This window comes from Xanthomonas arboricola pv. juglandis (assembly GCF_001013475.1).
Lineage (GTDB): Bacteria > Pseudomonadota > Gammaproteobacteria > Xanthomonadales > Xanthomonadaceae > Xanthomonas > Xanthomonas arboricola.
Window position 1 is genome coordinate 299,728 of sequence record NZ_JZEF01000002.1, and the last position, 26,073, is coordinate 325,800.

19 protein-coding genes and 1 other RNA gene are annotated in these 26,073 nt (G+C 66.3%); 14 read left to right on the forward strand and 6 right to left on the reverse strand.

From position 1 onward, the window contains the following. Positions 1–481: 481 nt before the first annotated feature. Together XARJCFBP2528_RS24095 and XARJCFBP2528_RS06675 are read right to left on the reverse strand one after the other, a co-directional pair. The gene (locus XARJCFBP2528_RS24095; protein ID WP_230673949.1) at positions 482–1,741 is read right to left on the reverse strand and encodes a hypothetical protein; all 1,260 of its coding nucleotides are present in this window, start codon (positions 1,739–1,741) and stop codon (positions 482–484) included. 253 nt (positions 1,742–1,994) lie between these two features. Continuing rightward, positions 1,995–2,660 (reverse strand): hypothetical protein, encoded by a 666-nt coding sequence (locus XARJCFBP2528_RS06675; RefSeq protein ID WP_047124514.1) that lies wholly within the window; start codon positions 2,658–2,660, stop codon positions 1,995–1,997. A gap of 284 nt (positions 2,661–2,944) precedes the next feature. Here XARJCFBP2528_RS06675 and XARJCFBP2528_RS06680 point away from each other — a divergent pair, with 284 nt between their 5' ends. Then, entirely contained in the window at positions 2,945–3,565 is a 621-nt protein-coding gene (locus XARJCFBP2528_RS06680; RefSeq protein WP_047124515.1) for a DUF4142 domain-containing protein, read from the forward strand. A 172-nt stretch (positions 3,566–3,737) separates the two neighbouring features. On the opposite strand, the gene XARJCFBP2528_RS06685 is transcribed toward XARJCFBP2528_RS06680, so the two are convergent. Beyond that, the gene (locus XARJCFBP2528_RS06685) at positions 3,738–4,628 is read right to left on the reverse strand and encodes a hypothetical protein (RefSeq protein WP_047124516.1); all 891 of its coding nucleotides are present in this window, start codon (positions 4,626–4,628) and stop codon (positions 3,738–3,740) included. A gap of 350 nt (positions 4,629–4,978) precedes the next feature. Between XARJCFBP2528_RS06685 and XARJCFBP2528_RS06690 the strand changes: the two genes are divergently transcribed. The 9 genes from XARJCFBP2528_RS06690 to XARJCFBP2528_RS06725 all read left to right on the forward strand — a co-directional run bounded on the left by XARJCFBP2528_RS06690 (position 4,979) and on the right by XARJCFBP2528_RS06725 (position 18,340). Next, positions 4,979–8,095, forward strand: a complete 3,117-nt coding sequence (locus XARJCFBP2528_RS06690) for a maltotransferase domain-containing protein (RefSeq protein WP_047124517.1) — start codon at positions 4,979–4,981, stop codon at positions 8,093–8,095. Next, complete coding sequence (gene treS, locus XARJCFBP2528_RS06695; protein WP_047124518.1) at positions 8,092–11,442, forward strand: maltose alpha-D-glucosyltransferase; 3,351 nt, start codon at positions 8,092–8,094, stop codon at positions 11,440–11,442. The genes XARJCFBP2528_RS06690 and treS overlap by 4 nt, the downstream gene beginning before the upstream one ends. 11 nt (positions 11,443–11,453) lie before the next feature. Continuing rightward, the gene (gene glgB, locus XARJCFBP2528_RS06700) at positions 11,454–13,637 is read left to right on the forward strand and encodes a 1,4-alpha-glucan branching protein GlgB (protein ID WP_047124672.1); all 2,184 of its coding nucleotides are present in this window, start codon (positions 11,454–11,456) and stop codon (positions 13,635–13,637) included. Positions 13,638–14,010: 373 nt separating this feature from the next. Next, positions 14,011–14,310: a hypothetical protein gene (locus tag XARJCFBP2528_RS06705; protein WP_047124519.1), complete on the forward strand. Its 300-nt coding sequence runs from the start codon at positions 14,011–14,013 to the stop codon at positions 14,308–14,310. Then, complete coding sequence (locus XARJCFBP2528_RS06710) at positions 14,300–14,572, forward strand: hypothetical protein (RefSeq protein WP_024940563.1); 273 nt, start codon at positions 14,300–14,302, stop codon at positions 14,570–14,572. Before XARJCFBP2528_RS06705 ends, XARJCFBP2528_RS06710 begins: the two co-directional genes overlap by 11 nt. Continuing rightward, the gene (locus XARJCFBP2528_RS06715) at positions 14,569–16,134 is read left to right on the forward strand and encodes a PepSY-associated TM helix domain-containing protein (RefSeq protein ID WP_047124520.1); all 1,566 of its coding nucleotides are present in this window, start codon (positions 14,569–14,571) and stop codon (positions 16,132–16,134) included. The genes XARJCFBP2528_RS06710 and XARJCFBP2528_RS06715 overlap by 4 nt, the downstream gene beginning before the upstream one ends. A gap of 156 nt (positions 16,135–16,290) precedes the next feature. Beyond that, positions 16,291–16,758 (forward strand): metallophosphoesterase family protein, encoded by a 468-nt coding sequence (locus XARJCFBP2528_RS06720; protein WP_047124521.1) that lies wholly within the window; start codon positions 16,291–16,293, stop codon positions 16,756–16,758. 103 nt (positions 16,759–16,861) lie between these two features. Further along, positions 16,862–16,938, forward strand: a non-coding RNA gene (locus XARJCFBP2528_RS22175) — sX9 sRNA. A gap of 253 nt (positions 16,939–17,191) precedes the next feature. Beyond that, positions 17,192–18,340 carry an aldo/keto reductase gene (locus XARJCFBP2528_RS06725; protein WP_047124522.1) on the forward strand — a complete coding sequence of 383 codons (1,149 nt, stop codon included), beginning with the start codon at positions 17,192–17,194 and terminating at the stop codon, positions 18,338–18,340. A gap of 80 nt (positions 18,341–18,420) precedes the next feature. On the opposite strand, the gene XARJCFBP2528_RS06730 is transcribed toward XARJCFBP2528_RS06725, so the two are convergent. The 3 genes from XARJCFBP2528_RS06730 to XARJCFBP2528_RS06740 form a co-directional block, all read right to left on the reverse strand. Further along, complete coding sequence (locus XARJCFBP2528_RS06730) at positions 18,421–19,353, reverse strand: rhamnogalacturonan acetylesterase (RefSeq protein WP_080959828.1); 933 nt, start codon at positions 19,351–19,353, stop codon at positions 18,421–18,423. Positions 19,354–19,518: 165 nt separating this feature from the next. Further along, the gene (locus tag XARJCFBP2528_RS06735) at positions 19,519–21,141 is read right to left on the reverse strand and encodes a carboxylesterase/lipase family protein (protein ID WP_047124523.1); all 1,623 of its coding nucleotides are present in this window, start codon (positions 21,139–21,141) and stop codon (positions 19,519–19,521) included. After that, positions 21,138–22,226, reverse strand: a complete 1,089-nt coding sequence (locus XARJCFBP2528_RS06740) for an alpha/beta hydrolase (RefSeq protein ID WP_047124524.1) — start codon at positions 22,224–22,226, stop codon at positions 21,138–21,140. The genes XARJCFBP2528_RS06735 and XARJCFBP2528_RS06740 overlap by 4 nt, the downstream gene beginning before the upstream one ends. Before the next feature lie 140 nt (positions 22,227–22,366). Here XARJCFBP2528_RS06740 and XARJCFBP2528_RS06745 point away from each other — a divergent pair, with 140 nt between their 5' ends. From XARJCFBP2528_RS06745 to XARJCFBP2528_RS06760, 4 genes are read left to right on the forward strand one after another with little or no spacing between them, the layout of a single operon-like run. Then, positions 22,367–23,188 carry a 2-keto-4-pentenoate hydratase gene (locus XARJCFBP2528_RS06745; protein ID WP_047124525.1) on the forward strand — a complete coding sequence of 274 codons (822 nt, stop codon included), beginning with the start codon at positions 22,367–22,369 and terminating at the stop codon, positions 23,186–23,188. Between the two features lie 37 nt (positions 23,189–23,225). Next, positions 23,226–24,224: a TRAP transporter substrate-binding protein gene (locus XARJCFBP2528_RS06750; RefSeq protein WP_047124526.1), complete on the forward strand. Its 999-nt coding sequence runs from the start codon at positions 23,226–23,228 to the stop codon at positions 24,222–24,224. Positions 24,225–24,234: 10 nt separating this feature from the next. Further along, positions 24,235–24,756: a TRAP transporter small permease gene (locus XARJCFBP2528_RS06755; protein WP_016901233.1), complete on the forward strand. Its 522-nt coding sequence runs from the start codon at positions 24,235–24,237 to the stop codon at positions 24,754–24,756. Beyond that, the gene (locus XARJCFBP2528_RS06760; protein ID WP_016901232.1) at positions 24,756–26,039 is read left to right on the forward strand and encodes a TRAP transporter large permease; all 1,284 of its coding nucleotides are present in this window, start codon (positions 24,756–24,758) and stop codon (positions 26,037–26,039) included. Before XARJCFBP2528_RS06755 ends, XARJCFBP2528_RS06760 begins: the two co-directional genes overlap by 1 nt. The last annotated feature ends 34 nt before the right edge of the window (positions 26,040–26,073 follow it).

Genomic DNA, 26,073 nt, shown 5'->3' on the forward strand with positions numbered 1-26,073 from the left:
CGTCTCGATACAGCAGATTGCAGGTTTCCTGGTAAGCAAAAGGGACGAGGATTTCATGGCCTTCTGCGTTGATTGGAGACACTAGATAGTTATGGCATACAGACCAAGCCCTACTGGTTTCCTGCTCTGGCTACTTGCACTCGCAGGCGTAGTGGCCGGTTGTGTAGTGCTTGCGACCCATCGGCCGCCCCTGGTTACACCTGGCATCTGTAAGCCGCTACCTGCAGGCATCAAGAAGATGGGGCGAGCGCTTGCTCCTCCAGCGGCAGCTACGGCGCTAGGTCCGCACAGTCAGGAGGAAGCCGAATTACGAAGCGCCATGCAGCCCGGTGACACGGTTCATGAGTTCGAGACGGAAGTGACGGGTGGGCACCTGGTTATGCGGGGAAGGTGCTACATCGGTCAGACCATTGGTTGGATACGCTGAGCGCCTGCACGTATTGCGGGTCTTGAGATTTGGCTGGTGCACTGAAGCAAGGACTCATTTGTTGAGCACTTTGGTTGTCCACACCTGGTCGTAATCGGCATTGTGTGCCTTGGTGAATCCGTTGGCATCGCTGCGCCCATCGTCGACTTTCTGGCCATCCTTGTAGATCACGTAATGGCGCCCGCCGGCAGCCTGGTCGCCGTGGTAATGCAGCTGCATCCGGTACACCAGCCTGCTCTCTTCTACTGCTGGCGTCGCTTGTTGATGTTCACCGTTGCTGGCCATCGGCTTTATCTGTAGCAGCGGTGTCGCCTGCTGCGGATGGGCCACGACCCAGTGCCTGAAGTTGGCCTGGTCCTGCGCTGACGTTTGCCCGGACGCTGGCCAGATGTAGAGAAACGTTGCCGGGGTATTGGGTGCTGTATTGACGGCCGGCATGTGCCACTCGTAGACCTGTTGCTTGCCGTCGGCTGTCGTCATCTCGAGCAGGCGAGCACTGCCTTGCGATGGATTGCCGGCGGCACCCGACAGTTCACTGATCGGCGCCAGGCCGGAGCCCGGTACGGCGCCCGCCAGTGCCAGTAGCAGATCGCGCTGGTTTGTCACTTCCTGCTCGTTCAACGACAGCGAGCGCAGGTAGCGCGAACGCAGACTGAAACGGTAGCGCGCTTCCTGCAGGGTGAATTCTCCCTCGACCCTGGAGGCTTCGTGCCAGTCGTGTCCGGGTGCCAGATTGACGGTGCCGTGCATGATGCAAAACCCCTGCTGGGACTGTGCCGCTGGCGGAAAGGGCGATGCGCTGCTGGTGATCGAGGCCAGGATTTCCTTCGTGCGGCGTTCGGTGATGTCCTGCAGGCGGCTGATCGCCGTCTTCTGGAAACGAAAGGTGGTGCCGTCGCGATGGGCGAAGCCGGTGACCTGTACGACATTCGGGTCGAGCGGCAACGTGTCTTCCGCGTGTGCGACGATGACCCTGCCATCGTCCTGTGCCAGCCTTTCCACCGGCTTGATCAGTTGGCGCACCTTGCCATCGCTGGCCGATGATTGTGCGCTCAGCAGGCGCTGCTCGTAGCCGGCGGCGTCTTCGCGGTAGGTATCGATGTCGCCCCAATAAAACTGCGCGGAACTCCCCAGAAAGTGCAGGGGCACATTGGTCGTCACGGCAAGACGCCCGATGCAGTAACTGGTGTTGACGGGATTGTCCGCCGACGGCAGCAACGATTTGTTGGTGGTGTTGGTCGTGCTGCAAGCGGCAAGCAACGCCATGGCAGCAAGCAGCGGTGCGCGCATCAAACGCGTGGCGGAACGTCTCAACGCAATTCCTTCAAAACAGCAATCGGCAATGATAGATGACGCCGGTCTACGTGGCGCGTCCTGCTGCTATCAGCATCGACCGTACCGCTGCGGGATCGAGCGAGCCGAATTCGTTGTGGTCGTTGCGGGCCACCGTAAACCGCACTGCACCGCTTGGCATCGGCTTTTATGTCGCGCGGTGGTCGATGGCGTGCCTGCCTCCGTTGTGCCTGCCACTGCAGGCGTGCGGCGCACCGGGGGGCTAGGCTTGCGATTACTTCTTTCGGTACACCCCGCCGAAGGAGACGTTCATTCCGCCGCATTCCAGGTTGTCGTCGGCCAGCAGCATGTCGCCCAGCAATTGCAGGCGCACCTTGCAGGTGTGCTCGTTGACTTCGACGCGGTTGCCTTCTGGATAGCCGCGTGCGGTGACCGAGCCCGTGTGCGGACCGCCCGGCGTCTGTTCCGGGTCGGGAAAGGCGCTGGGCCAGTACGCATCGCCGTTGACGGTGATGCTGCCGTCTGGGTTGGTGGTCAACTGCAGCGTGTTGTCGCCGTCGTGCCAGTGGCCGTTCCAGGCCTGCGGTGTGGGCGTGGCCGCGCTTGGCTGCATCTGCAGGCTGGACTGTGCGACCCAACCAGCATTGCCGCCTCCCTTGTTGGGATAGAGCACGCAGACGTAGGCATTGCGGCGCTGCGCCGTCAGGACGATATCGTTCTTGACCACGTAGGCGCGCCCCTGGCATGCGGCCCCGCCCGTGTCCGGGCAACCATCGGTGTCCTTGAGCAGGTACAGGCGCGGCGGGATGACCTTGCCGAGTGAGAACGCCACCGGCGCGCTGGTGAACAACCCATTGCGGCAGGTGGCATCGTCGTCGGCAGGCGCGGCGTGGACCAGTGGCGAAACGCCCAACAGGGCAAGCATCCAGGCCTTGTGCATGGCAATCACTCCAAATGTGGCGCGGTAGTGTGCGGCAAACCGGCCCGTCTTTCAGCAGGAAAGTGCCACCACACGCCACGCATGCCACAGCTGCGCTGACCACGTCCAGCTCCACACCCGCGCGCAAGCGCGGGCTGCCGATTGCGGCGTGGTACCGCGCATGGTGCTGCGTTGTGCATTCGCCTGCGGGAGATGCGTACGTCTGAATCACTCAGTGGACGTGTATGAGCCTTCTTCACCTGGGCAGGCAGATGCTGCTGTCTCCAATCGAGAGGGAGTGGAGCATGAAACAGTCACTGTTGGTCCTGTCCATCGTCGCGGCGCTGGCGCTCGCTGGCTGCAAGCCGAATGCCGACAAGGAGGCCGCAGCGCCTGCCGCGTCCACCGAGCCGACGCCGACCGGTGGCGCGGCGACCCCGACCACGCCGCCTGTCGGCGAAGCCAGCCCGGCGCCTGAAGGCGCGGCACGCGCGAGTTCCGGAGACGACATCGCCCTTGGCTTGCTCGGGGCGGTGGACAACCACGAAATCGCCGCAGCGAAGCAGGCGCAGGACAAGAAGGTCACCGGCGCGGTGCTGGAGTACGCGAAGATGATGGAGAAAGAGCACACCGAGAACCTGGACAAGACCAAGGCGCTGGGAACGCTGGCCGAAACCCCGGACGTCAAGAAGCTGGAGAGCAAGGGCGAGCAAGACCTGTCTGCGCTGGGGCAGAAGTCCGGCAAGGACTACGCGGCGGCCTACATCGATGCAATGATCGCCGGGCACAAGGATGCGCTGCAGCTGATCGAGACGCAGATGATGACGGTGGCATCGACCGAGCCGGTCAAGCAGCACCTGACCGAGACCAAGACGCACGTCGAGCAGCACCTGGCGAAGGCGGAAGCCATCAAGAAGGCGATGTGAGCGTGCGCGTGGCAGATCGCCGGTCTGCCACGCCTGGTCTGCAAGCGGCGAGTGAGCGTGACGTCGCCATCTTGAGCTCTAGGGACCTGCGCGGACGTCGATCAGACGTGCTCTGGCGATGCCTTCGAGCCCACGTCGCGTTGCCGTAAACGCGATGGCAACCAACTTCTGCTCAGCGGCACCGATCGAAGGTTCTGACGCGGGTTTGCTCTGCAATGATCAGGCGGTCTTCCATCTGGCTCAGAATGAAGACCGCAGGCACGTTCTTGTTCGGCGCGTTGGCAGACGCGGTGATGATGCGCCATGTCCATGGTGTGCGTGCCAGCAGCATGACCGCGTTAGGCCAGAGGTCTTCGCCCTTGCCGGTCATGTGATCCCAGCCGAACTGGATGAGGTGCTTGGGGTCCGCTGTCTCGGAGTCGCGGCAGGCGATCCCTGCGGTGACCCAGGCGCCTCGCAGTTGCTCGGGAAAATGGGCCTTGGGGACGTGTGGTTCATAGCTGCCAGCGCCGGTAAGGCGCGTCAACGCGCCTGGCTTCCAGGTATACGTCCAGCTGTAGCGGCCGGGGGCGGGACAGCGCTGCGAGCCGTCCGGATTGGGTTGTTCCCGTTTGCAGATTGGCGAGTTCTCCTGCACGACGAACACAACCTCGATGCGATTGCCCTGGACTGCAAGAGTCATCACTTCGCCAGGAATCTGCTCGCTGGCGTCTGGCGTGTAACCGGTCTTGCGTGCCCTGGTTTCCCATTGGTCGATCGGAGCGCTAACGTTGGGTGCCTTCCTGGGTGGGTGCTTGCGCAATACATCGATGCTGTTGGGGCAGTCGGAAGTGGAACCCGAGCAGTACGAAGAACTCAGATAGACGATCTCATCGACTCCATCCTTGTCCAGGTCGACGATCTGGACGAAGCCGGCGTAGTCCTCCTTGACGATGTCGTCGTTGACGCTGACGTCTTGCCAAAGCCCTACGATCTCTCCGGCACGGCTCGGGCTCAGCCTCTGATCCTTTGCCGTTGCAATTGTGGCGATGGCCAACAGTGCCGCCATGACGTAGCTGCGCATCCTTGCTCTCCCTGCAGGTTGAGGCCATAGCCTACAACCCTTGGGAGTTGGCCAGCGCTGCCTGAGCCCTCACCACTGCCGCGCTTGTTTGATTTTCGTCAATTCCACCGACACATGAAATTCGCAGTGGGGGTGCTTGACTGCATCGGTCAAGAATCGTTGCGGAGTTGCGCATGAGTGCAGTCACGGTAGAAAGGGTCGACCAGGCCTTGAGTAGGCAGGGGTCGATCCGGACGGGAGTTGGACTGGTGCGTCGTGACCGAGCGCCGGTGGATCTGCGGGGTAGGTCGGCCCGCGTCGTCTCCTTTGTCACGGTGCGTGCGCGCGCCGTGGTCTGCTGAGGGGGCGCCATGCGGATCTGTGTTCTCAATGAGGCAACCGGCGAGCAGGCCGGGCTGGAGCAGCGCTGCAAGTCGGCGCGTGAGGCGGGCTTTGACCATGTGGTGCTCGCGCCGCCATTTGCACGCGACGCCGAAGGCCGGCTAAGCGAGGTCGCCACCACCGGCGAGGAAGACGCGCAGCGTCTGCGCGAGGTGGTGCAGGCCGCGCACCGGGCCGGCGTGAAGCTGCTGCTCGATGTGCGCCTGGATGAAGTGGGCGGCGCCAGCGCCGTGGTGCGCGACAACCCGCAGTGGTTCCGCGCACGCAGCACGGCGGTGCCGGACCCGCGCCAGCCGCGCGCCACGCCCGAAGTGGCCGAGGCACGCTTTACCTATGCGCAGGAAGGTGCGGCGCTGGTGGAGTGGTGGAGCGCGCGCTTGCTGGACTGGGCATCGCAGGGCGTGGCCGGCTTCCGCCTGTTGCAGCCGCAGCAGGTGCCGGCGCAGCGCTGGCGCGAGTTGATCGCCCGCGTGCATGCGCAGGCACCGGAGGTGGTGTTTGCGGCGTGGACGCCGGGCCTGGGCATCGAGGCCTTGCAGCAACTGGCCGGTGCCGGGTTCGATGTGGCGTTCTCCTCGCTCGCATGGTGGGACGGCCGCGGCAGCTGGTTCTTCGACGAAGACACGGCACTGCGCGCGTTGGCGTCGCAGGTTGTCGCAGTGGTGGGCGCGCCCGATGGCAAACGTGCGGCCACTGCCGGGCAGCACTGGCAACTGGCCCAGGCACTGGGCGGGGCGTGGCTGCTGGACGAGACGCAGCTGGAGACAGTGCCCTTGTCGATCAGGGCCCGCGATGGCGTGCCGCCCAGCAATGCCGGCCTGCGGTTGCGTCCGCTGCTGCGCGAGGGCACTGGCCTGACGGCGGTGGCGATCGAGCCGCTGGGTGGCTTGCCGTCGCTGCTGTTGATCAATGGCGATGCCGATCATGTGGTGCCGGTCCCGGCGCCGGATCTGCTGCGCCTGCTCGGCGATGCCGAAGCACTGGTGGGCGAGGATGGCAGCACGCTCTCCGGCGCGACGCTGGAAGCATTGGAGCCGGGCGAGGTGCGGGTCTATCGCAGCGTGCCGGCACGGCACGTGCTGGCGGTGCCGCGCATGCGTCCGCGCCCGCAGACCGCGGCCGCCTGGCCGCGCGTGTGCATCGAGTCGGTGACCCCGTCGGTCGATAACGGCCGCTTCCCGGTCAAGCGCACCGTGGGCGACCGCATTTGCGTGGAAGCCGATGCGTTCTGCGATGGGCACGACCGCATCGCGGTGGCGGTGCTGTGGCGCCCGGCCGATGCCAAGACCTGGGTCAGCGCGCCGATGCGTGCGTTGGGCAACGATCGCTGGCGTGCAGAGTTCCCGCTGGAGCGTATCGGCACTTATGAGTTCCGGGTGGAAGGCTGGCGCGATGTGTTCGCCACCTTGCATGCGGACCTGGAAAAGAAGCGCGCCGCCAACACGGTGCTGCCGGTGGACGTGCAGGAAGCGGTGGCCGTGGTGCAGGCCGCGCATGCACGCAGCAGCGGTGCCTTGGCCGAGCGCCTGCAGGCCGTCCTCACCCGCATCGGTGCGCAGAGCGAGCCGCTGCAGCAGCTGGCGATCGTGCTGGAGCCGGACACCGCGCAGGCGATGGCAGCAGCCGACGACAAGCCGTTCCGCTCCGAGACGCCGGTGACCTTCCGGGTGGAGTCCGAGCGGCGCGCGGCGCATTTCGCCAGCTGGTACGAATTGTTCCCGCGCTCGCAAAGCGGCGATCCGCAACGGCACGGCAGCTTCGACGATGTGATCAAGCGGCTGGCGCATATCCGCGCGATGAACTTCGACGTGCTGTACATGCCGCCGATCCACCCGATCGGCGCGAAGAATCGCAAGGGCCGCAACAACTCGGTCACCGCGGTCGATGGCGAGCCGGGCAGCCCGTATGCGATCGGCGCGGCCGATGGCGGGCATACCGAGGTGCATGCCGAGCTCGGCGGGCTCGAGGGCTTCCGCAGGTTGATCCAGGCCGCACGTGCGCATGGGCTGGAAGTGGCGCTGGACTTCGCCATCCAGTGCGCGCCGGATCACCCGTGGTTGAAGGACCACAAGGACTGGTTCACCTGGCGCGCGGATGGCTCGATTCCGTATGCGGAGAACCCGCCGAAGAAATACCAGGACATCGTCAACGTCGACTTCTATGCCAGCGGCGCGGTGCCGGACCTGTGGAACACGCTACGCGATGCGGTGCTGTTCTGGGTCAACGAGGGCGTGACGCTGTTCCGCGTCGACAACCCGCATACCAAGCCGTTCCCGTTCTGGGAGTGGTTGATTGCCGATATCCGCGGGCGCCGGCCGGATGTGGTGTTCCTGTCGGAGGCCTTCACCCGGCCGAAGATGATGTACCGCCTGGCCAAGTGCGGTTTCTCGCAGTCCTATACCTACTTCACCTGGCGCAACCACAAGCACGAGTTGCAGGAGTATGTGGAAGAGTTGAACCAGGGCGTGCCGCGCGAATGCTTCCGCCCGCACTTCTTCGTCAACACGCCGGACATCAATCCGCTGTTCCTGCAGACCAGCGGGCGCAACGGGCATCTGATCCGCGCCGCGCTGGCGACCACGCTGTCGGGGCTGTGGGGCATGTATCAGGGCTTTGAGCTGTGCGAGGCCACGCCGCTGGCGCCGGGCAAGGAAGAGTATCTGGACTCGGAGAAGTTCCAGCTGCGCGCCTGGCCCGAGCGTGCGCCCGGCGACATCGTCGATGAGATCACCCGCTTCAATCAGCTGCGCCGCATGCACCCGGAGCTGCAGTCGCACCTGGGCACGCGCTTCTACCAGGCGCACAACGACCAGGTGCTGTACTTCGGCAAGTTCCTGGATGCCGGCTACCTGTCGCGCAGCCGCAGCATGGTGTTGGTGGCGATCAACCTGGACCCCAACGCTGCGCAGGACGTCGCAATCGAAGTGCCATTGTGGGAGTTGGGCCTGCCCGATCACGCCAGCGTGGCGGTGGACGACCTGTGGGACGGCCATCGCTTCACATGGCAGGGAAAACAGCAACACATCCGTTTAGAGGCGACGCGGCCGTTCGCGTTATGGCGCATCCGCGCAGGAGAGGTCGCATGAATGCAGTCCCATCGTTACAAGCCGACGCGGAACAGTCCGCGGTGGTTGCAGATCAGCTTTGGTACAAGGACGCGATCATCTACCAGGTGCACGTCAAGTCGTTCTTCGACTCCAACGACGATGGCATCGGCGATTTTCCGGGGCTGATTTCCAAGCTGGACTACATCGCCGAACTCGGCGTGGACACCATCTGGCTGCTGCCGTTCTACCCCAGCCCGCGCCGCGACGACGGCTACGACATCGCCGAATACATGGCGGTGCATCCGGACTACGGCAGCATCGAAGACTTCGAGCAGCTGGTGGCGCAGGCGCATGCACGCGGTATCCGCATCGTCACCGAGCTGGTGATCAACCACACCTCCGATCAGCACCCCTGGTTCCAGCGCGCACGCACTGCGCCGGCCGGCTCGCCGGAGCGCGACTTCTATGTGTGGTCGGACACCGACCAGGAATACGAAGGCACGCGGATCATTTTCTGCGATACCGAAAAATCCAACTGGACCTGGGACCCGGTGGCCGGGCAGTACTTCTGGCACCGCTTCTACTCGCACCAGCCGGACCTGAACTTCGACAACCCCGCGGTGCTGGAAGCGGTGCTGGAAGTGATGCGCTTCTGGCTGGACCGCGGTGTGGACGGGCTGCGTCTGGATGCGGTGCCGTACCTGATCGAGCGCTCCGGCACCTCCAACGAGAACCTGCCGGAAACCCATGCGATCCTGCGCAAGATCCGCGCCACCCTGGATGCCGAATACCCGGACCGCATGCTGCTGGCCGAGGCCAACATGTGGCCGGAAGACACCCAGCAGTACTTCGGCCAGAACGCCGACGAATGCCATATGGCGTTCCACTTCCCGCTGATGCCGCGCATGTACATGGCGATCGCGCGCGAAGACCGCTTCCCGATCACCGACATCATGCGCCAGACCCCGGAGATTCCGGAGAGCTGCCAGTGGGCGATCTTCCTGCGCAACCATGATGAGTTGACGCTGGAAATGGTCACCGATTCGGAGCGCGATTATCTGTGGCAGACCTATGCCGCCGACCGCCGCGCACGCATCAACCTGGGCATCCGGCGCCGGCTGGCGCCGCTGCTGGAGCGCGACCGCCGCCGCATCGAGTTGATGACCTCCCTGTTGCTGACCATGCCCGGCACGCCGGTGCTGTATTACGGCGACGAGATCGGCATGGGCGACAACATCCATCTGGGCGACCGCGATGGCGTGCGCACGCCGATGCAGTGGTCGATCGACCGCAATGGCGGCTTCTCGCGCGCCGATCCGGCGCAGCTGGTGCTGCCGCCGGTGATGGACCCGCTGTACGGCTTCCAGGCAGTGAATGTGGAAGCGCAGATCCGCGACCAGCATTCGCTGCTGACCTGGACCCGCCGCGTGCTCAGTGTGCGCAAGCGCTACCAGGCCTTCGGCCGCGGCAGCCTGCGCTTTCTGTATCCGGGCAACCGCCGCATGCTGGCCTACCTGCGGTGCTACCAGGACGAGACGGTGCTGTGCGTGGCCAACCTCTCGCACACGCTGCAGGCGGTGGAGCTGGACCTGTCCGAGTTCGAGGGCCGCGTGCCGGTGGACATCATCGGCGGCGGCAGCTTCCCGCCGGTCGGGCGGTTGACCTATCTGCTCACCGTGCCGCCGTTCGGCTTCTACGCGTTCCAGCTGGTCAGCGAAGGCACCTTGCCGGACTGGCATGTGCCCAGCCCGGTGCCGTTGCCGGACTACCGCACGCTGGTGTTGCGCAGCGACACCGACGAGAGCAATGCGCTGCTGCCGCATCTGCCCACACTGGAAGCGGAGATCCTGCCGGCCTGGTTGTCGGCACGGCGCTGGTTCTCGGCCAAGGACCAGGCACTCAAGCACGTGCGCATCTCGCGCCGCACGCCGCTGCCGGGCGCCGAGCCGATGAGCCTGCTGGAGCTGGAAGTGGAGCTGGAAGACGGCCACCACGAGAGCTACATGCTGCCGGTCGGCATCGTGTGGGAGCGCGACCAGCCCAGCACCCTGGCCGAGCAGCTTGCGCTGGCGCGGGTGCGCCAGGGCCGCGAGGTGGGTTACCTCACCGATGCCTTCGCGCTCAAGCCGATGGTGCGCGGGGTGATCGACGCCTTGCGCGACAACGCCGCGCTGGAGTTCTGCGATGGCGACGATGCCTCGCAGCAGGGACAGGTGCGCTTCGAGGCGACACCGGCGCTGGTCACGCTGGAAATACCGCAGGATCCGGAGATCCGCTGGCTGTCGGCCGAGCAGAGCAACAGTTCGCTGGTGGTCGCCGACAAGGCGGTGTTCAAGCTGCTGCGGCATGTGGCCAACGGTGCCAACCCGGAAATCGAGATCGGCCGTCGCCTGACCGAGATGGGCTACGCCAACGCTGCGCCCTTGCTGGGCAGCGTCAGCCGCATCGATGCGCAGGGCACCATCACCACGATCGCACTGCTGCAGGGCTTCATCCGCAACCAGGGCGATGCCTGGCGCTGGACGCTGGACCATCTGGCACGCAGCTTCGACGAGTACGCCACCGCGCAGACCGACGAATCGCGTGCCGAGGCCATTGCCGGCTACGACGCCTTCGCCGCGGTGGTCGGCAAGCGCCTGGCCGAGTTGCACGAGGCCTTGTCGCGCGACACCGACGACGCCGACTTCGCCCCGCAGCGCATCGACCTGCCCACCGCCAACGATGTGGTGGCCGGCGTCGCACGCCAGGTCGAGGAGATGTGGGACACGGTCAATGCCCGCCTGGCCGGCAGCGACGATGCGACTGAACGCGAAGCGCTGCAGGCAGTGCTGGCCGAGCGCCCGCAGCTGGATGCCTTGCTCGCCCAGGCACCGAGCGTGCTGGCCGATTCCTTGCTGACCCGCGTGCACGGCGACTTCCACCTGGGCCAGATCCTGGTGGCCTTCGACGATGTGGTGCTGATCGACTTCGAAGGCGAGCCGGCCAAGCCGCTGTCCGAGCGGCGCGCCAAGGCCAGCCCGCTGCGCGATGTGGCCGGCTTCCTGCGCTCGCTCGATTACGCCAGCGAAGTGTCGGCGCGTGGCGAGGAAGGCACCGCCGCCCGTGCGGGCGTGGGCGTGGACACGCATCTGGACGAGTTCCTGGTGCAGTTCCGCCGCCGCTCCACACAGGCGTTTCTGGACGCGTACCATGCCGTGCTCGACGCCAGTACGCACCCGTGGATCGCACCGGCAGCGTTCAACGCGGCCACCTTGCTGTTCCTGGTGGAGAAGGCCTGTTACGAGGTGCGTTACGAAGCTGCCAACCGCCCCGGCTGGCTGATGGTGCCGATCGAGGGCTTGCGACGCATCCTGCACCGCGCGCGCGCTGGTGCGGGAGACACATGATGAGTGGAGTGATGACAGCAGTGACCAATCGATGGGATCCCGGCGCAACCCGCGCCCTGGCCGAGGCACGCCATGGCGACGCATTCGCCATCCTGGGCGCGCACCCGACCGACAGCGGTCGGCTGCTGCGCACCTATCAACCGGGTGCCAACTACGTCAATGCCGTGCTCGACGATGGCCAGGTCATCGCGCTGGAGGCAGGCCCGGAGCCGGGCCTGTTCGCCGGCGCGTTGCCGGCGCAGGGCGGCTACCGCCTGCGCATCGGCTGGCCCGGCGGCGAGCAGGACACCGCCGACCCGTATGCGTTCGGCCCGCAGCTCAGCGATTTCGACCTGCACCTGATCAGCGAAGGCCATCATCTGCAGTTGGCCGATGCGCTCGGCGCCAACGCGGTCGAAGTCGATGGCGTACGCGGCACGCGCTTTGCGGTGTGGGCGCCCAATGCCACGCGCGTGGCGGTGGTGGGCGACTTCAACAGTTGGGACGCGCGCCGGCATCCGATGCGGCTGCGGCACCAGTCCGGCGTGTGGGAGCTGTTCGTGCCCGACGTCGGCCCGGGTGCGCATTACAAGTACCAGCTACGCGGCCCGCATGGGAACGAGTTGCCGGCCAAGGCCGACCCGGTGGCGCGGCGTGCCGAGCTGGCGCCGGGCACCGCCTCGATCGTGGCCGACCCCACCCCGCACCAGTGGAGCGATGACGGCTGGATGGCCACGCGCGCGCGTCGGCAGGCGCACGACGCACCGATGAGCATCTACGAGATCCATGCAGGCTCCTGGTTGCGCGAGGAAGGCGTGGACCTGGACTGGGATGGCCTGGCCGACCGCTTGATTCCGTACGTGGCCGATATGGGCTTCACCCATGTCGAGCTGATGCCGGTGACCGAGCATCCGTTCGGCGGCTCGTGGGGCTATCAGCCGCTGGGCCTGTTCGCGCCGACCGCGCGCTTCGGCTCGCCGGATGGCTTTGCCCGCTTCGTCGATCGCTGCCACCGCGAAGGCATCGGCGTGATCGTCGACTGGGTACCGGCGCATTTCCCCACCGACGCCCACGGCCTGGCGCATTTCGACGGCACCGCGCTGTACGAACATGCTGACCCGCGCGAAGGCTTCCACCGCGACTGGAATACGCTGATCTACAACCACGGGCGGCGCGAGGTGTCCGGGTTCCTGATCGCCAGTGCGCTGGAGTTCCTGCAGCGCTTCCACGTCGACGGCCTGCGCGTGGATGCGGTGGCCTCGATGCTGTACCGCGACTACAGCCGCAATGCCGGCGAGTGGGTGCCCAACATCCACGGCGGGCGCGAGAACTACGAGACCATCGCCTTCCTGCGCCGGCTCAACGAGGTGGTGCGCGAACACACCCCGGGTGCGGTGATGATTGCCGAGGAGTCCACCGCGTTCCCCGGCGTCACTGCCGATGTGGCGCACGGCGGCCTGGGCTTCCACTACAAGTGGAACATGGGCTGGATGCACGACACCCTGCATTACGCGGCGCTGGATCCGATCTACCGCCGTTACCACCATGGCGAGCTGACTTTCAGCATGGTCTATGCGTATTCGGAGCGCTTCGTGCTGCCGATCTCGCACGATGAAGTGGTGCACGGCAAGGGCTCGTTGCTCGGCCGCATGCCGGGCGACGACTGGCAGCGGTTCGCCAACCTGCGCGCCTACCTGGGTTACATGTTCACCCACCCGGGGCGCAAGTTGCTGTTCATGGGCTGCGAATTCGGCCAGCCCACCGAGTGGAACCACGACGGCGGCATCCCCTGGCATCTGCTGGATGACCCGCACCATCGCGGCGTGCAGACCCTGGTGCGCGATCTAAATCGGCTGTATGTCGAATATCCCGCGCTGCACGCGCAGGACGACGACCCGGCCGGGTTTGCCTGGGTGGTTGGCGATGACGCGGCCAACAGCGTGGTCGCGTTCCTGCGCAAGGCAAAGCGCGGCGATGCGCCGGTGCTGGTGGTGATCAACTTCACCCCGATCGTGCAGCACGGCTACCGCATCGGCGTGCCGCAAGGCGGCCAGTGGCGCGAGGTGTTCAATAGCGATGCCGGCATCTACGGCGGCGCGAACCTGGGCAATGGCGGTGTGGTGAGCGCCGAGCAGCAGTCCATGCATGGCCATGCGCAATCCCTGCCGCTGCTATTGCCGCCGCTGGGCGTCATCGTGCTGACGCCGCAGGGCTGATGCAGCACACATAGCGCCGGACCGCTGGTCCGGCGCTGTGGCACCTGTTAGATTGCGCGCCGTAGAGCGGCCAACACCTCGCTGCGCGCGCCCACCGGGCGGTACAGCAGGGGTGTCACCCGCTCATTAGGCGGCCCGGAGAGGGCTGCCGGGCACAGCCGCCGCCATGCCTTCCGTCGACCGTGTGTACGGGAGTGTTGTGCGTGGGCGTTTTGATGGCGGTGGTTTCTTCGATGGTTGATCCGTTTGTCCATGTTGTGCGCATCGCTGGATGCGCGCATGCACTGGTGTGGGTTACATATTCGCTGTGTGCCGGCGCGCGGCCAGCGCAGCTCGGTGTGTTGCGTTTCTCCGCTTCGACGCGGGCGCAGGTATGAGCGGTTTGATGACCTGGTGCTACCTGCTCGGCGCTGCGGCGTCGGCGCTGGCGTTCTACCTGGCAACACGGCATCAACGCCTGTGGCCGCAGCGCCGGCTGCCCGCGCGCGCGCTACGCATCGGCGCCAGCGCATTGCTGCTGCTGTCGCTGGGTTGCGCCATGCAGGCCTTGGGCACCTGGGCCGGCATCTTCGCCGCAGTGACGGCGCTGATGCTGGTGGCGGTGGCGCTGCCGTATCTGGATGCCTGGCAGCAGGCGCGTACGCAACGCAGGCAGGTGCGCCATGTGGGCTAGGTGGCTGGCCGCAGTGGTGCTGGGTCTGCCGCTGGCGGTCGGCGTGGTGGGCCTGTGCGCCCTGTTGCTGCCGGGGCCGCAGCAGAGTTACACGCTGGCGTGGTTGCTGCTGATGTTTCCGGCCTGGGTGGGCGCGATGGCGCTGCCGTTCGTGTTCCGTCGCGCATCGCGCGCCTGGGTCGTGCTCGGCGGGCTGACGCTGCTGTGCTACCTCGCGCTTGCAGGCATCAAGGCATTGGGCTGGACGGAGCTGGGCGCATGAAGGCATCGACCTTGCGCGCGTTTCTGTCGGTCCACAGCTGGATGGGTCTGTTGGCGGGCATGGCCTTGTTCATCGCCTTCTACGCCGGCGCCATCACCGTGTTCACGCATGAATTGAGCGGCTGGCAGGCCACGCCGCCTGTCACACAGCGTGCGCCGGCAGATCCTGTCGCCGCCGCGCAGACCTTGCTGGATGCGGTGATCGCCCAGCATCCGCAGGTGGCCGACTCCTTCCTGGTGCTGCTGCCCGGCGAGCACGGGCCGACCCCGCGGCTGTACTGGTATGGGCCGCAGGCCGAGGCCAGTGGCGGCATGCGGCAGTATCAACAGGCCGCCGATGGCAGCCTGCTGGAACTGCCGCAGCGCGTGGGCTTTGCCGACTTCCTCTACGACCTGCACTTCACCGCCGGCCTGCCACGCGTGTTCGGCACCTATCTGTTCGGTGTGGTGAGCGTGCTGTACGGGCTGGCATTGCTCAGCGGGGTGGTGTTGTACGCGCCGGTGTTCTTCAAGGACCTGTTCGCGCTGCGGCCGGGGCATAACCTCAAGCGGCTGTGGCAGGACGCGCACAACGTGGTTGGCATGTTGTCGCTGCCGTTCCATGTGATTTTTGCCTGGTCCGGCGCGGTGTTGTGCCTGGGCGTGCTGCTGCTGGCGCCGTTCCAGTTCCTGGTGTTCGACGGCAAGCTGATGCAGATCCTGGCACCGGAGTTCGAACTCACCCCGCATGTGCAACCGGCCAGGCGTACGGCGCCGGTGTTGCCGGTTGCGGTGCTGCTGGACAAGGCGCGCGCGGCCAGCCCGGGCTTTGTACCGGAGAGCATCGGGTTTCACGATGCAGGCGATGCCCATGCACGCGCGGAAGTGTATGGCCACAACGATCAGCGCCGCCTCAACACACTCGGTGGCGTGGCATTGGACGCGGCAACCGGCCAGGTCCTGCGCGTGCTCGAACCAAGGACAATGTCACCAGGCACCTCCGCCTTGCGCGGGCTGCAAGGGCTGCACTTCGGCAACTTCGGGCACGCGCCGGTGCAGTGGTTGTATTTCCTGCTCGGGTTGGGCGGTGCGTTCCTGTTCTACAGTGGCAACCTGTTGTGGATCGAAACTCGGCGCAAGCGTCGGCTGGTGGATCAACCGCGCCGCACCCACGCGATGGCACGCCTGACCATCGGCGTCTGCCTGGGCAGCGTCGCCGGCATCTCGGCCTTGTTCATCGCCGCACGTTTGCTTGCGCAAGGACAGGAGCGTTATGTCTATTACGCGGTCTTTGCGGCCGTGCTGGTGTGGGCGCTGGTCCGCCCCACCGCACGTGGTGCGTACGAGGCGTTGCTGGCCTGCGCTGTCCTCACGGCGCTGATTCCGCTGGCCAGCTGTGTTTCCGCGCGTGGCGTGGTGCTGCCGTGGCAGGACGCAACGGTGCTGGTCGTGGACCTGATCGCCTTGGTGTTGGCATGGGCGTACTGGCAACTGGCGCGTGCTAGCAAGCGGCGCGGGTTGCAGGGCGATCCCAACAGCGTCTGGGCGTGGAAGCGTACGCAACACGCTGAGTCGACGCACTGACGTGATTGATGCCCGGCACGCTACGGTGTGCCAGGCATCATCCGCAGCGGAGCGCTTGGTCGCTGACCATGCGGCTGGCCCGACAACCTGGCCCGTTGACGCGACGGCATCACCGGGCAGTGCATCCTGATCGCCCGCCACCTTCACCCACACCCGATGACGGCTGCCGTCTTACGCATTGGCCTGATCTCCGACACGCACGGCGTGCTGCGGCCAGAGGCGGTGGCTGCATTGCAGGGCTGCGCGGCAATCATCCATGCCGGCGATGTGGGCAAGCCGGAGATCCTCACTGCGCTGCAGGCGCTGGCACCGCTGCATGTGATCGCCGGCAATATCGACAACAAGCTCTGGGCAGCGCAGCTTCCACAAACGCTGGATCTGCTGATCGCAGGCGTGCGCATCCATGTGTTGCACGATCTGAAAACGCTGGCAGCGGATGTTGCTGCCGATGTGATCATCAGCGGGCATTCGCACAAGCCGTCGATACAGACGCGCGACGGTGTGCTGTACATCAATCCGGGCAGCGCCGGCCCGCGTCGCTTCAGCTTGCCGATCAGTGTGGGCACGCTGTGGCTGGGCGATGGCCCGTCGCGTGCGCAGCTGCAGCTGCTGGAAATACGCTGACTGAAGTTGGATCCGTGCAACAGAGACTTGCGTAGGGATCTGGATCGGCAGCGAGAAAAACTGCACAGCCATCATGCGGACGCGGTCGCTGCTCGGAATCGGCGTGTACCACGCGTACTCTCCGGTTCTTAGCGCGTCGTCCGCACACAACTGACCACCGCTCGCGACGCTGTGTTGGCCGCTCTTAGGCAATGCCACGCGATGAAGTACATCGGCCCGGTGCACCTGCCATTTCCGCATGTCGTGAGCATGCGGTGCATGCGATGACCGCCAGCAGCAACCGCTGACAACCAGTGGTGACGTGCCTGCTTGTCCAAACCCGCACGTGAGTTGTTCGTTGCCTGCATGTGTACGCTCGCGACCCCTGCGCTGACCTTGTCTGCACGCAGGCGGGACCATCCTTGTGTATCGAGTCGCCGCAAGGATTTCCCCCATGAATACCCGTCGCCAGTTTCTTTCCGCCGCCGCTGCTGGCACCGCCGCATTGGCTGCCGCCCCGTTGTTGGCACAGACTTCCGCACCGGGCAGCGTGATGCCCACGCGCGGCAAGGCCGCCGCATCCGCGTTGCCGACCAATCCCGCAAGCAAGGGCGCACGCTATCGGCCCTCGAGTCGACTGGGCTTTGGTGGCGTGGCGATCGGCAATGGGTTTGCGCCGACCAGCGATGCGCAAAGCGAAGCGACCCTGGCTGCGGCGTGGGAATCGGGCGTGCGGTATTTCGATACCTCACCGTGGTACGGCCTGGGCCTGTCCGAGCGCCGTACCGGGCACCACCTGCACAATCACGCTGCAGACGACTATGTGTTGTCGACCAAGGTCGGGCGCCTGCTGACCGCTACCGACAAACCGCCGAAGACGATGTGGCAGCAGCCGTCGCCCTTCGACTATCGCTACGACTACAGCGCCTCCGGCGTGCGTCGCTCGATTGAAGACAGCCTGCAGCGGCTGGGCGTGTCGCAGATCGATATCGCCTACATCCACGACCTGTCACCGGAGAACGAGAAAGACCTGGGCATGCCGTGGGAACAGCGCTTTGCCGAAGCGGTGAAAGGCGCGATGCCCGAGCTGACCAAGATGCGCAAGGAGGGCCTGATCAAGGCCTGGGGCTTTGGCGTCAATCGCCCCGAGCCGGCCCTGCGTGCGATCGAGGAGGCCGACCCGGATATCTTCCTGCTGGCCTGCCAGTACTCGTTGCTGGACCACGCGCAGGCGCTGCACGACACCTTTCCGAAGATCGCAAAGCACGGCGCGTCGGTAGTGGTCGGTGCGCCGCTGCTGGCGGGCTATCTGGCCGGGCGCGAGCGTTATCTTTACGACGGCACCGTGCCGGAATGGGCGCCGGCCAAGCGCCAGAAAGCACTCGCCATCTGCGAGCGCCACGGCGTGGATCTGCGTACGGTCTCGCTGCAGTTTGCCGCCGCACCGAAGGTGGTGTCCGCGGTGATTCCGGGTGCGCGCACGGCCGAGCAGGCGCATGCGAATGCGGCCTCGATGCGCGTGGCGATTCCGGCATCGGTATGGGAAGAGCTCAAGCGCGAGCAGGTGATCGAAGCGGATGCACCGGTGCCTGTGCTGGGCTGAGGCTCACACGTGGAGAGGATGCATCGCAAACGCCTGCGCTTGCGATGCACCACGTCACGCAGCAGGCATTACCTCACCCATCACGGAATCAACAGCGGCCGCAACGCAGGCACTTGCCTGGCCAGTTCGTCGGCGACAATCGCCGCGAACAGGTCGGCGCCGTCGGCACCCAGATGGGTGTAATCGAATGCCAGCTTGGCCTGGCCCATCGGCTCGGCATTGGCGTTGTCCTGTGCACGCGCAGCGGCGACAGCAGGCGTGGCTGGCGTCGATATGGTTTGCGCCGGGGTCTTGCCGATGGTGGTGCCTGATTGCGCGGCTAGCACCTGCTCCGGATCGGCCGGCCGCTGCGCCAGGCGCATTGCCAGCACCGGGCCCATGCCTTGCACCAGGGCACGGCTGCGCGCGTGCAGGTCGATCAACGGCACCTGCAATTCCTGCGCGAGCGTGCGCGTGGCCTCTGCCCAGGGCGCCAGATCGTCCAGCAACTGACCGCGCTCGAACTGCCGCCGCGTCAACGGCGTGACCAGCACCGGAATCGCACCGGCAGCACGCGCTTCGGCCACATAGCGGCGCAGGTTGGCGGGGAACTCGGTCGCCAGGTCGGTGGAACGCCCCGGCTTGCCCGGTTGATCGTTGTGACCGAACTGGATCAGCACATACACCTGGCGATACCCGCCGCTGCGTAGCTCGTGCAGCGCGATGTCCCACGAACCTTCGGCGCGGTAGTTGGACGTGCTGCGGCCGCCGCGCGCCAGATTGACGCAGCTCAGAAACGAGCTCACATGCTGCGCGCAAAAGCTCGGTCCCCAGCCGCCCTGCACGGCGGTGGTGGAGTCGCCGACCAGCACGATCTTGCTGGCCGCAAGCACAGGCGCAGCGGTGGTGGAGGTCGATGCATTGGATGCGCGCGGCGTACCGACCTGCGCGGCAGCGGCCGCATCGGCAAACATCAGGCAGGCAGCGGCCAGCGCTGTCAGCAGCATCGGTGCAACAAAAGAGTCCTTACGCATGCATCACCTCGAAAACGACTGAACCACGGCTGCGCACTCGCCGGAATAGGGGGCGGCCAGCGCTGCGGAATCGGCGTGTCCTGCGCAGACCTGCCGGTCTGGAACATTCGTACCCGTGTGGCGACCGCACCCCACGTGCTGATCGCCCCGCTGGAACGAAAGCACTCAGAACGTACCGCGCTGGATGAAGGGCGCCTGCTGGTAGAGCCGCCGTTCGCCACCACGCGGGTCGTTGTCCATCCGGCTCGGCACATCGAACAGCAACGTGTCGCGGTGCTGCAACGAGTACTGGCGCCAGCGCGGCAGGCCGCGATGATTCGGGTCGCCACTGCGCGCGAAGGCGAGCAGCGCCTCGCTCATCTGCTCGGCCATGCGCTGCGCAGCGGCGCCGTCGCCGGTGCGCGAGCCGGGCTGCGCAATGGTGTCGAAGACCAGCGGGATGTCCAGCGTGTGGAAGGCGCCGAACTTGCCGCCGTCCAGCGGCGAGCCCCAGTCCAGTTGGTACACCCAAGTCGGTGCGCCCTGGCGTGCACGCGCCTCGGCCTCCTCGACCGCGCCGCGCCACGAGCGGCCGGCAGTGGTCGCCGCAAAGAACACATCCGAGGGCGAGTACTGCGGATACAGCCGGCGATATTCGGCAATCACCACCTGCGGCAACAGGTCGGCGTATTGCTGGCTTTCCAGCCTGGCCGGCAGCTCGTCCCAGCTCAATGCGAAGTTCTTCGCGTCGTTGCCGAGAAACGCGCGCGTCTCGTCGCGGGTATTGCCGATCACCAGCGGAATCCTGGCCGATTGCAGCGGCGCGGTCGGCCAGAACGGATGCACCGGCACATTGCGTGCATCCAGCACCGGGCCGAAGTACAGCGCGCTGTTTTCCACCCGCGAGGGATCGCGCAGCTGCGCGGCAGCCAGCAGTTGCGCAACCGGCAGCGTGCGGATGCGCGCAAGCGCGCCCGGCGCAAGTTTCAACGCATCCAGCAGCAACTGCGCACGCTGGGTGGCCGCGCGCGGGCCTGCCACGGTGACCTGTTGCCCGCTCATGGTCCAGGCGCGGTGGAACAGGCCGCGCGCGGCCGGCATCGCCATCAGGGTCGCGATCTTGGCGCCGCCACCGGACTGGCCGAACACGGTGACGTTGCCGGCATCGCCGCCGAATTCGCCCGCGTGCTGGCGCACCCAGTGCAGTGCCTGGATCAGGTCCAGCTGCCCGGCATTGCCAGAGTCGGCAAAGCCGGCATCGCCCAGCTGCGCTAGCGACAGGTAGCCGAACAGGTTGAGCCGGTGATTGACGGTGATCACCACCACATCGCCGCGCTTGCACAGGCGCACGCCGTCGTACAGCGGGTCGCTGCCGGAGCCGGTGGTGTAGCCGCCGCCGTGGATATAGAACAGGATTGGCCGCTTGCCGCCATCGCGCAGGCCCGGCGTCCACACGTTGAGAAACAGGCAGTCCTCGCTGGTGGGTTCGCTGGCCTTGAGTTGCGGCGCGGCCGCACCGAACGTGCTGGCATCGCGCACGTCCTGCCACGGGGTTTCCGGAAGCGCTGCCTGGAAGCGCCGCGCGGCGGTGTCGCCGCCGTACGGGATGCCCTTGAACACGCAGATGCCCTGGTCGCGATAGCCGTGTAGCGCACCGCCACGCACGCGTGCCAGCGGCGCGCTGTCCTCGCGTGGCGGCGGCAATGCGGCCGCGCCGGCGAAGCCGGGCAGCGCTGCCGCGGCAGTGGCAAGCAGGCCGCCACGCAGCAGCGTGCGTCTGCGCGCGTCGTGCGTGGACCGCGCTGTCATCGCGCCAGGTCCTGCGCTGGTGCCGGTGCCGGTGCAGATGCAGATGCAGATGCAGGCGCCTGCGCCCTGGTGACATGCGCGATCCAGGCCTGCGCCAGCTGCGGCCATACGGCCACGGTCAGGCCGGTGCCGCTGGCGGTGCCGAAGCCATGGCCGCCCTGCGGGAAGACATGCAGCTCGCTCGCCACGCCGGCGCGCAGCAGCGCGTCGTGCATCAGCAGGCTGTTGCGCACCGGCACCACGGTGTCGTCCTGCGCATGCAGCAGAAAGCTGGGCGGGGTGCGTGCATCCACCTGCAGTTGCGGCGAATACGCGCGCACCTGCGCAGCGCCTGGACTGCTGCCGAGCAGGCGCTCGCGCGAGCCGGGGTGCGTGTTGGCGCTGTCCATGTCGATGACCGGGTAGATCAGCAGCGCAAAATCCGGCCGCGCGCTCAGCGCATCGGCCGCATCCACCTTGGAGTAGACCTGCGCGGCGTAGCGGGTGCCCAGGCTGGCGGCGACATGGCCGCCGGCCGAAAAGCCCATCACCCCGACCCGCTGGGTGTCGATGCCGTAGCGGGCGGCATTGGCGCGGATCAGCCGCAGCGCGCGCTGTGCATCGGCCAGTGGCACGTCGGCACCGTTCGGGTGGCCTTCGCCGGGCAGCCGGTAGCGCAGCACGAACAGGGTGATGCCGGCTTGGTCGACGAAGCTCGGCACCAGCGCGCTGCCTTCGTTGTCGAGCACGATGCGCTGGTAGCCGCCGCCGGGGGTGACCAGCAGCGCGGTGCCGTTCGGCCGCTTGGGCCGGTAGACCACCAGGTACGGCGTGCTGATCTGCTGGATGTAGCGATCGGGCAGGGCCGGGTCGCTGCTGCGTTGGACGATGCGCTGTGGCTGCGGCAGCGGCTTGTCCCCCGGTGCCATCCCCTTGGGCCACAACAGGATCCGGCTGGCCTGCTCGGCTGCGGTATCGGCGCCGGGCACCTCGGCCGCCAGCACTGGCCCGGCCAGCAGCGCTCCCACCATCACCACCACCGTCATGCATCGGCGCATGACGCTCGAAAACGCGGCAAACACACGCGTCGGGCTTGTCTGTTCCATCCACCCCTCCCAGGGTTGCTTCGTTGCTGCGGCCAGTTTTGCCGCACTGCACATTGCCAATGACACCGGTTTACCATATACAGCACACCGTGCCACTGTCGATTGGCAGTGCAACAAAAACACCTATCAGGGAGACACCCTTGAGCAACGACGCCGCCACCCCACCAACATCCACATCCTCGCTGTCGCAGATCGCGCAGCGCTTTGTGGAGGCACGCCGTGCAGGGGCATCGCTGCCGGACTTTCCCGGGCAGATCCCCGACGATCTGGTCACTGCCTACCAGGTGCAGGATATCGCCATCAGCCAGTGGGACGACCAGGTGATCGGCTGGAAAGTGGGCTATATCGCCGCCGAGCGCCGCGACCATTCCGGCGACGAGCGCCTGCTTGGCCCGATCTTCTCGCACAAGCTCTGGAATGCTACCGGTGGAACAACCGAGTTCCCGATCTACGAAGGCGGCTTCGGCGCGGTCGAGGCCGAGTACGTGCTACGCCTGGACGCGGACGCGCCGTCCGGGCAGACCCACTTCACCCCGGACGAGGCGGCACACCTGCCGGCCACCTTGTTCATCGGCGTGGAGATCGCCAGCAGCCCGCTGGCGACCATCAACAAGCTCGGCCCGCGCGTGGTGATCTCCGACTTCGGCAACAACAATGGCCTGATTCTGGGCCCGGAAGTGACCGACTGGCTGGCGCGCGACGAGTCCGCGCTGACCGCCGAAACCCTGATCGACGATCAGCTGGTCGGCACCGGCGGGGCCACCACGTTGCCGGGCGGGCTGCGTGCCGCCTACGCGTTTGCGCTCGGCCGTTCGGCCCGGCGCGGGCGTCCGCTCAAGCGCGGTGATCTCATTGCCACGGGCAATGCCACCGGTATCCATGACATCGAAGTGGGACAGCATGCCCTGATTCGCTTCGCCGGCATCGGCGACATTTCCTGTACGGCTGTGTCCGCCAAGTAACGCCGGACCCAGTGACCAGACGCTTGGGAGGGCGCCAATGATCACACGCAGACATTTCCTCGGTGCCGGGCTCGGTGCCGCCGCGGCCGGCCCCTGGCTGGGCGCGGGTGCCACCACGCCGATCCCCGGCGGGCAGCTGCTGACCGCCACCGACGTGCATGTCGGCGACTACCCCACCGTGGAGGCGGTGCGGTGGTTCGGCAAGCAGCTGGAGCAACGCAGCAACGGCCGGCTCAAGCTGCGCCAGTACCACTCCGGCCAGCTGGGCCGCGAGTCGGAGGCGATCGACATGGCGCGCTTTGGCGCCATCGACATCACCCGGGTGTATTCGGGCGCGTTGAACAACACCTTTCCGCTGACCCAGGCGCTGTGCCTGCCGTACGTGTTCGACTCGGTGCCGCATCTGCGCCGCGCCATCGACGGCCATGTCGGCGACAGCGTGCTGCGCAGCTTCGAGCAGCGCGACCTGGTGGGACTGGCGATCTACGATTCCGGTGCGCGTTGCTTCTACAACACCAAGCACCCGCTGCACCGCCCGGAAGATCTCAAGGGCCTGAAACTGCGTGTGGCCTCGTCGGACATCTTCCTCAAACTGATGCGCATGCTGGGTGCCAATCCCACTCCGATGTCGCTGGGCGAGACGTTCTCGGCGATGGAAACGCACATGATCGACGGTGCGGAAAACAACATGCGCAGCTTCCAGTCCAGCCGGCATTTCGAAGCCGCGCATTACTGGTCGCAGAGCGAGCATTCCTATGCGCCGGACATCCTGGTGATGTCGCGGCAGAGTTTCGAATCGCTGCGCCCGGACGATCGCGCCCTGGTGGTGGAACTGGCACGCGCCTCGGTACCGGTGATGCGCACTCTGTGGGATGCCTCGGAGACCGTCGCGCGCAAACAGGTGATCGATTACGGCGTCAAGCTCAATCAGGTCGACATGCCGGCGTTCCGCGCCGCCGCCGCGCCGCTGCTGGCCGAATACCGCAAGCAGCCGGAGATCGAAGCGCTGTACCGCCGCATCCGCGATTTTGCATAGAGGTGACCCGATGACCGAACCCGAGACCGTCGCCGTCCCGGTCGCGCCGTTGCAGCGCGCGCTGGACCGCGTTTCCGATACCGCCGTTGGCGTGGCATCCATCGCGCTGCTGGGCCTGGTGGTCGTGCAGGGCTGGCAGGTGTTCACCCGCTACGTGCTCAACGACTCGCCCAGCTGGACCGAGCCGGTGACGCTGCTGCTGCTCAGCACCGCGCTGAGCCTGGGCGCGGCCGCCGGCGTGCATACCAACCGCCACTTCGGCTTCTATTTGCTGGGCGAACACGTGCCGCCGCTGGTGCGCAGGGTGTTCGACCTGATCCGCCCGTTGATGATCATGTCCATCGGTGCGGTGCTGGCGTGGTGGAGCGCGGCGCTGCTGCTCGATGGCCTGGATATCAAGATGGCCGGCGCGCAGATGCCGCAGAGCATCAACTACCTGCCGCTGTCGATCGGCGGTGCGCTGATGGTGATCTTTGCCTTGTACAAGCTGTGGCGTGTGCTGCGCCCGATCCAGGCCGGAGGAGTGCGCTGATGGGCATTGCGATGTTGTTGGGAACCTTCGTGGTGCTGCTGCTGATCGGCGTGCCGGTGGCGTATGCGCTGGGCGCGGCCGCACTGGCCACGCTGCTGTATCTGGACCTGCCCACGGTGGTGCTGGTGCAGCAGATTTCCGCCGGCAGCGGCTCGGCCTCGTTGATCGCCATCCCGTTGTTTATCTTCGCCGGCGAGCTGATGCTGCGCGGCGGTATCTCCGAACGCCTGATCGCGCTGGCCTCCTCGCTGGTGGGGCGCGTGCGTGGCGGCCTGGGCCAGGTCAGCGTGCTGTCGTCGCTGTTCTTCGGCGGCGTGTCCGGTTCGGCGATCGCCGACGTCTCGGCGGTCGGCGGCACCATGATCCCGCAGATGATCAAGCGCGGTTACGACCGCGACTACGCGGTCAACGTGAGCATGACCGCCGCGCTGGTGGCGTTGCTGGTGCCGCCCTCGCATAACCTGATCCTGTTCTCGGCCGCGGCCGGTGGCGGGCTGTCGATCGCCGATCTGTTCGCTGCCGGTATCTTCCCGGCGCTGCTGATGACCGCGGCGATGATGGTCACCGGTTATGCGGTGGCGCGCCATCGCGGCTACGGCACCGAGCCGTTCCCCGGCTGGCGCGCAGTGGCGCTGCGCCTGATCGGCGCGTTGCCGGGCCTGGGCCTGGTGGCGTTGATCTTCATCGGTATCCGTGCCGGCATCTTCACCGCGGTGGAGAGCGCGGCGATCGCGGTGGTATACGCCTTGATCGTCACCGCGCTGCTGTATCGGCAGCTGCGCTGGGCCGAGTTCTTCGCCGCGGTCACGCATGCGGCGCGCACCACCGGCGTGATCCTCTTCGTGATCGCCACCGCGGCGGTGTTCGGCTGGTTGCTGGCCTACCTGCAGGTGCCGGCGGCGGCGGTGAAGTTCCTGCAGGCCATCGCCGACAGCAAGAACACGGTGCTGTTGATGATCGTGGTGATGCTGCTGCTGCTGGGCATGTTCATGGACCTGGCGCCGAAGATCCTGATCTGTACGCCGATCTTCCTGCCGGTAGTCAAGGCCTACGGCATCGACCCGATCCACTTCGGTCTGGTGATGGTGCTGGCCGGCGGCATCGGCCTGATCACCCCGCCGATCGGCTCGGTGCTGTTCATCGGCACCTCGATCGGGCAGATCACCATCGCCCAGAGCATGCGCACCATCTGGCCGTTCTGGCTGGCGGCCCTGGGTGTGCTGCTGATCGTGGCGTTCTTCCCCGAACTGTCGCTGTGGCTGCCACGCGCGCTGCGCGCGTAAGTGCCCGCGATCCCGACTGCGTCCGCCAGGTGGG

Bases quoted from the DNA above. Each gene is read 5' to 3' on its own strand.
- glgB (WP_047124672.1), top strand. From the start codon at position 11,454: ATGACAGCAGTGACCAATCGATGGGATCCCGGCGCAACCCGCGCCCTG.
- XARJCFBP2528_RS06755 (WP_016901233.1), top strand. From the start codon at position 24,235: ATGACCGAACCCGAGACCGTCGCCGTCCCGGTCGCGCCGTTGCAGCGC.
- treS (WP_047124518.1), top strand. From the start codon at position 8,092: ATGAATGCAGTCCCATCGTTACAAGCCGACGCGGAACAGTCCGCGGTG.
- XARJCFBP2528_RS06675 (WP_047124514.1), bottom strand. From the start codon at position 2,660: ATGCACAAGGCCTGGATGCTTGCCCTGTTGGGCGTTTCGCCACTGGTC.
- XARJCFBP2528_RS06720 (WP_047124521.1), top strand. From the start codon at position 16,291: ATGACGGCTGCCGTCTTACGCATTGGCCTGATCTCCGACACGCACGGC.
- XARJCFBP2528_RS06730 (WP_080959828.1), bottom strand. From the start codon at position 19,353: ATGCGTAAGGACTCTTTTGTTGCACCGATGCTGCTGACAGCGCTGGCC.
- XARJCFBP2528_RS06680 (WP_047124515.1), top strand. From the start codon at position 2,945: ATGAAACAGTCACTGTTGGTCCTGTCCATCGTCGCGGCGCTGGCGCTC.
- XARJCFBP2528_RS06760 (WP_016901232.1), top strand. From the start codon at position 24,756: ATGGGCATTGCGATGTTGTTGGGAACCTTCGTGGTGCTGCTGCTGATC.
- XARJCFBP2528_RS06735 (WP_047124523.1), bottom strand. From the start codon at position 21,141: ATGACAGCGCGGTCCACGCACGACGCGCGCAGACGCACGCTGCTGCGT.
- XARJCFBP2528_RS06715 (WP_047124520.1), top strand. From the start codon at position 14,569: ATGAAGGCATCGACCTTGCGCGCGTTTCTGTCGGTCCACAGCTGGATG.
- XARJCFBP2528_RS06725 (WP_047124522.1), top strand. From the start codon at position 17,192: ATGAATACCCGTCGCCAGTTTCTTTCCGCCGCCGCTGCTGGCACCGCC.
- XARJCFBP2528_RS06750 (WP_047124526.1), top strand. From the start codon at position 23,226: ATGATCACACGCAGACATTTCCTCGGTGCCGGGCTCGGTGCCGCCGCG.
- XARJCFBP2528_RS06685 (WP_047124516.1), bottom strand. From the start codon at position 4,628: ATGCGCAGCTACGTCATGGCGGCACTGTTGGCCATCGCCACAATTGCA.
- XARJCFBP2528_RS06710 (WP_024940563.1), top strand. From the start codon at position 14,300: ATGTGGGCTAGGTGGCTGGCCGCAGTGGTGCTGGGTCTGCCGCTGGCG.
- XARJCFBP2528_RS06705 (WP_047124519.1), top strand. From the start codon at position 14,011: ATGAGCGGTTTGATGACCTGGTGCTACCTGCTCGGCGCTGCGGCGTCG.
- XARJCFBP2528_RS06690 (WP_047124517.1), top strand. From the start codon at position 4,979: ATGCGGATCTGTGTTCTCAATGAGGCAACCGGCGAGCAGGCCGGGCTG.
- XARJCFBP2528_RS06740 (WP_047124524.1), bottom strand. From the start codon at position 22,226: ATGGAACAGACAAGCCCGACGCGTGTGTTTGCCGCGTTTTCGAGCGTC.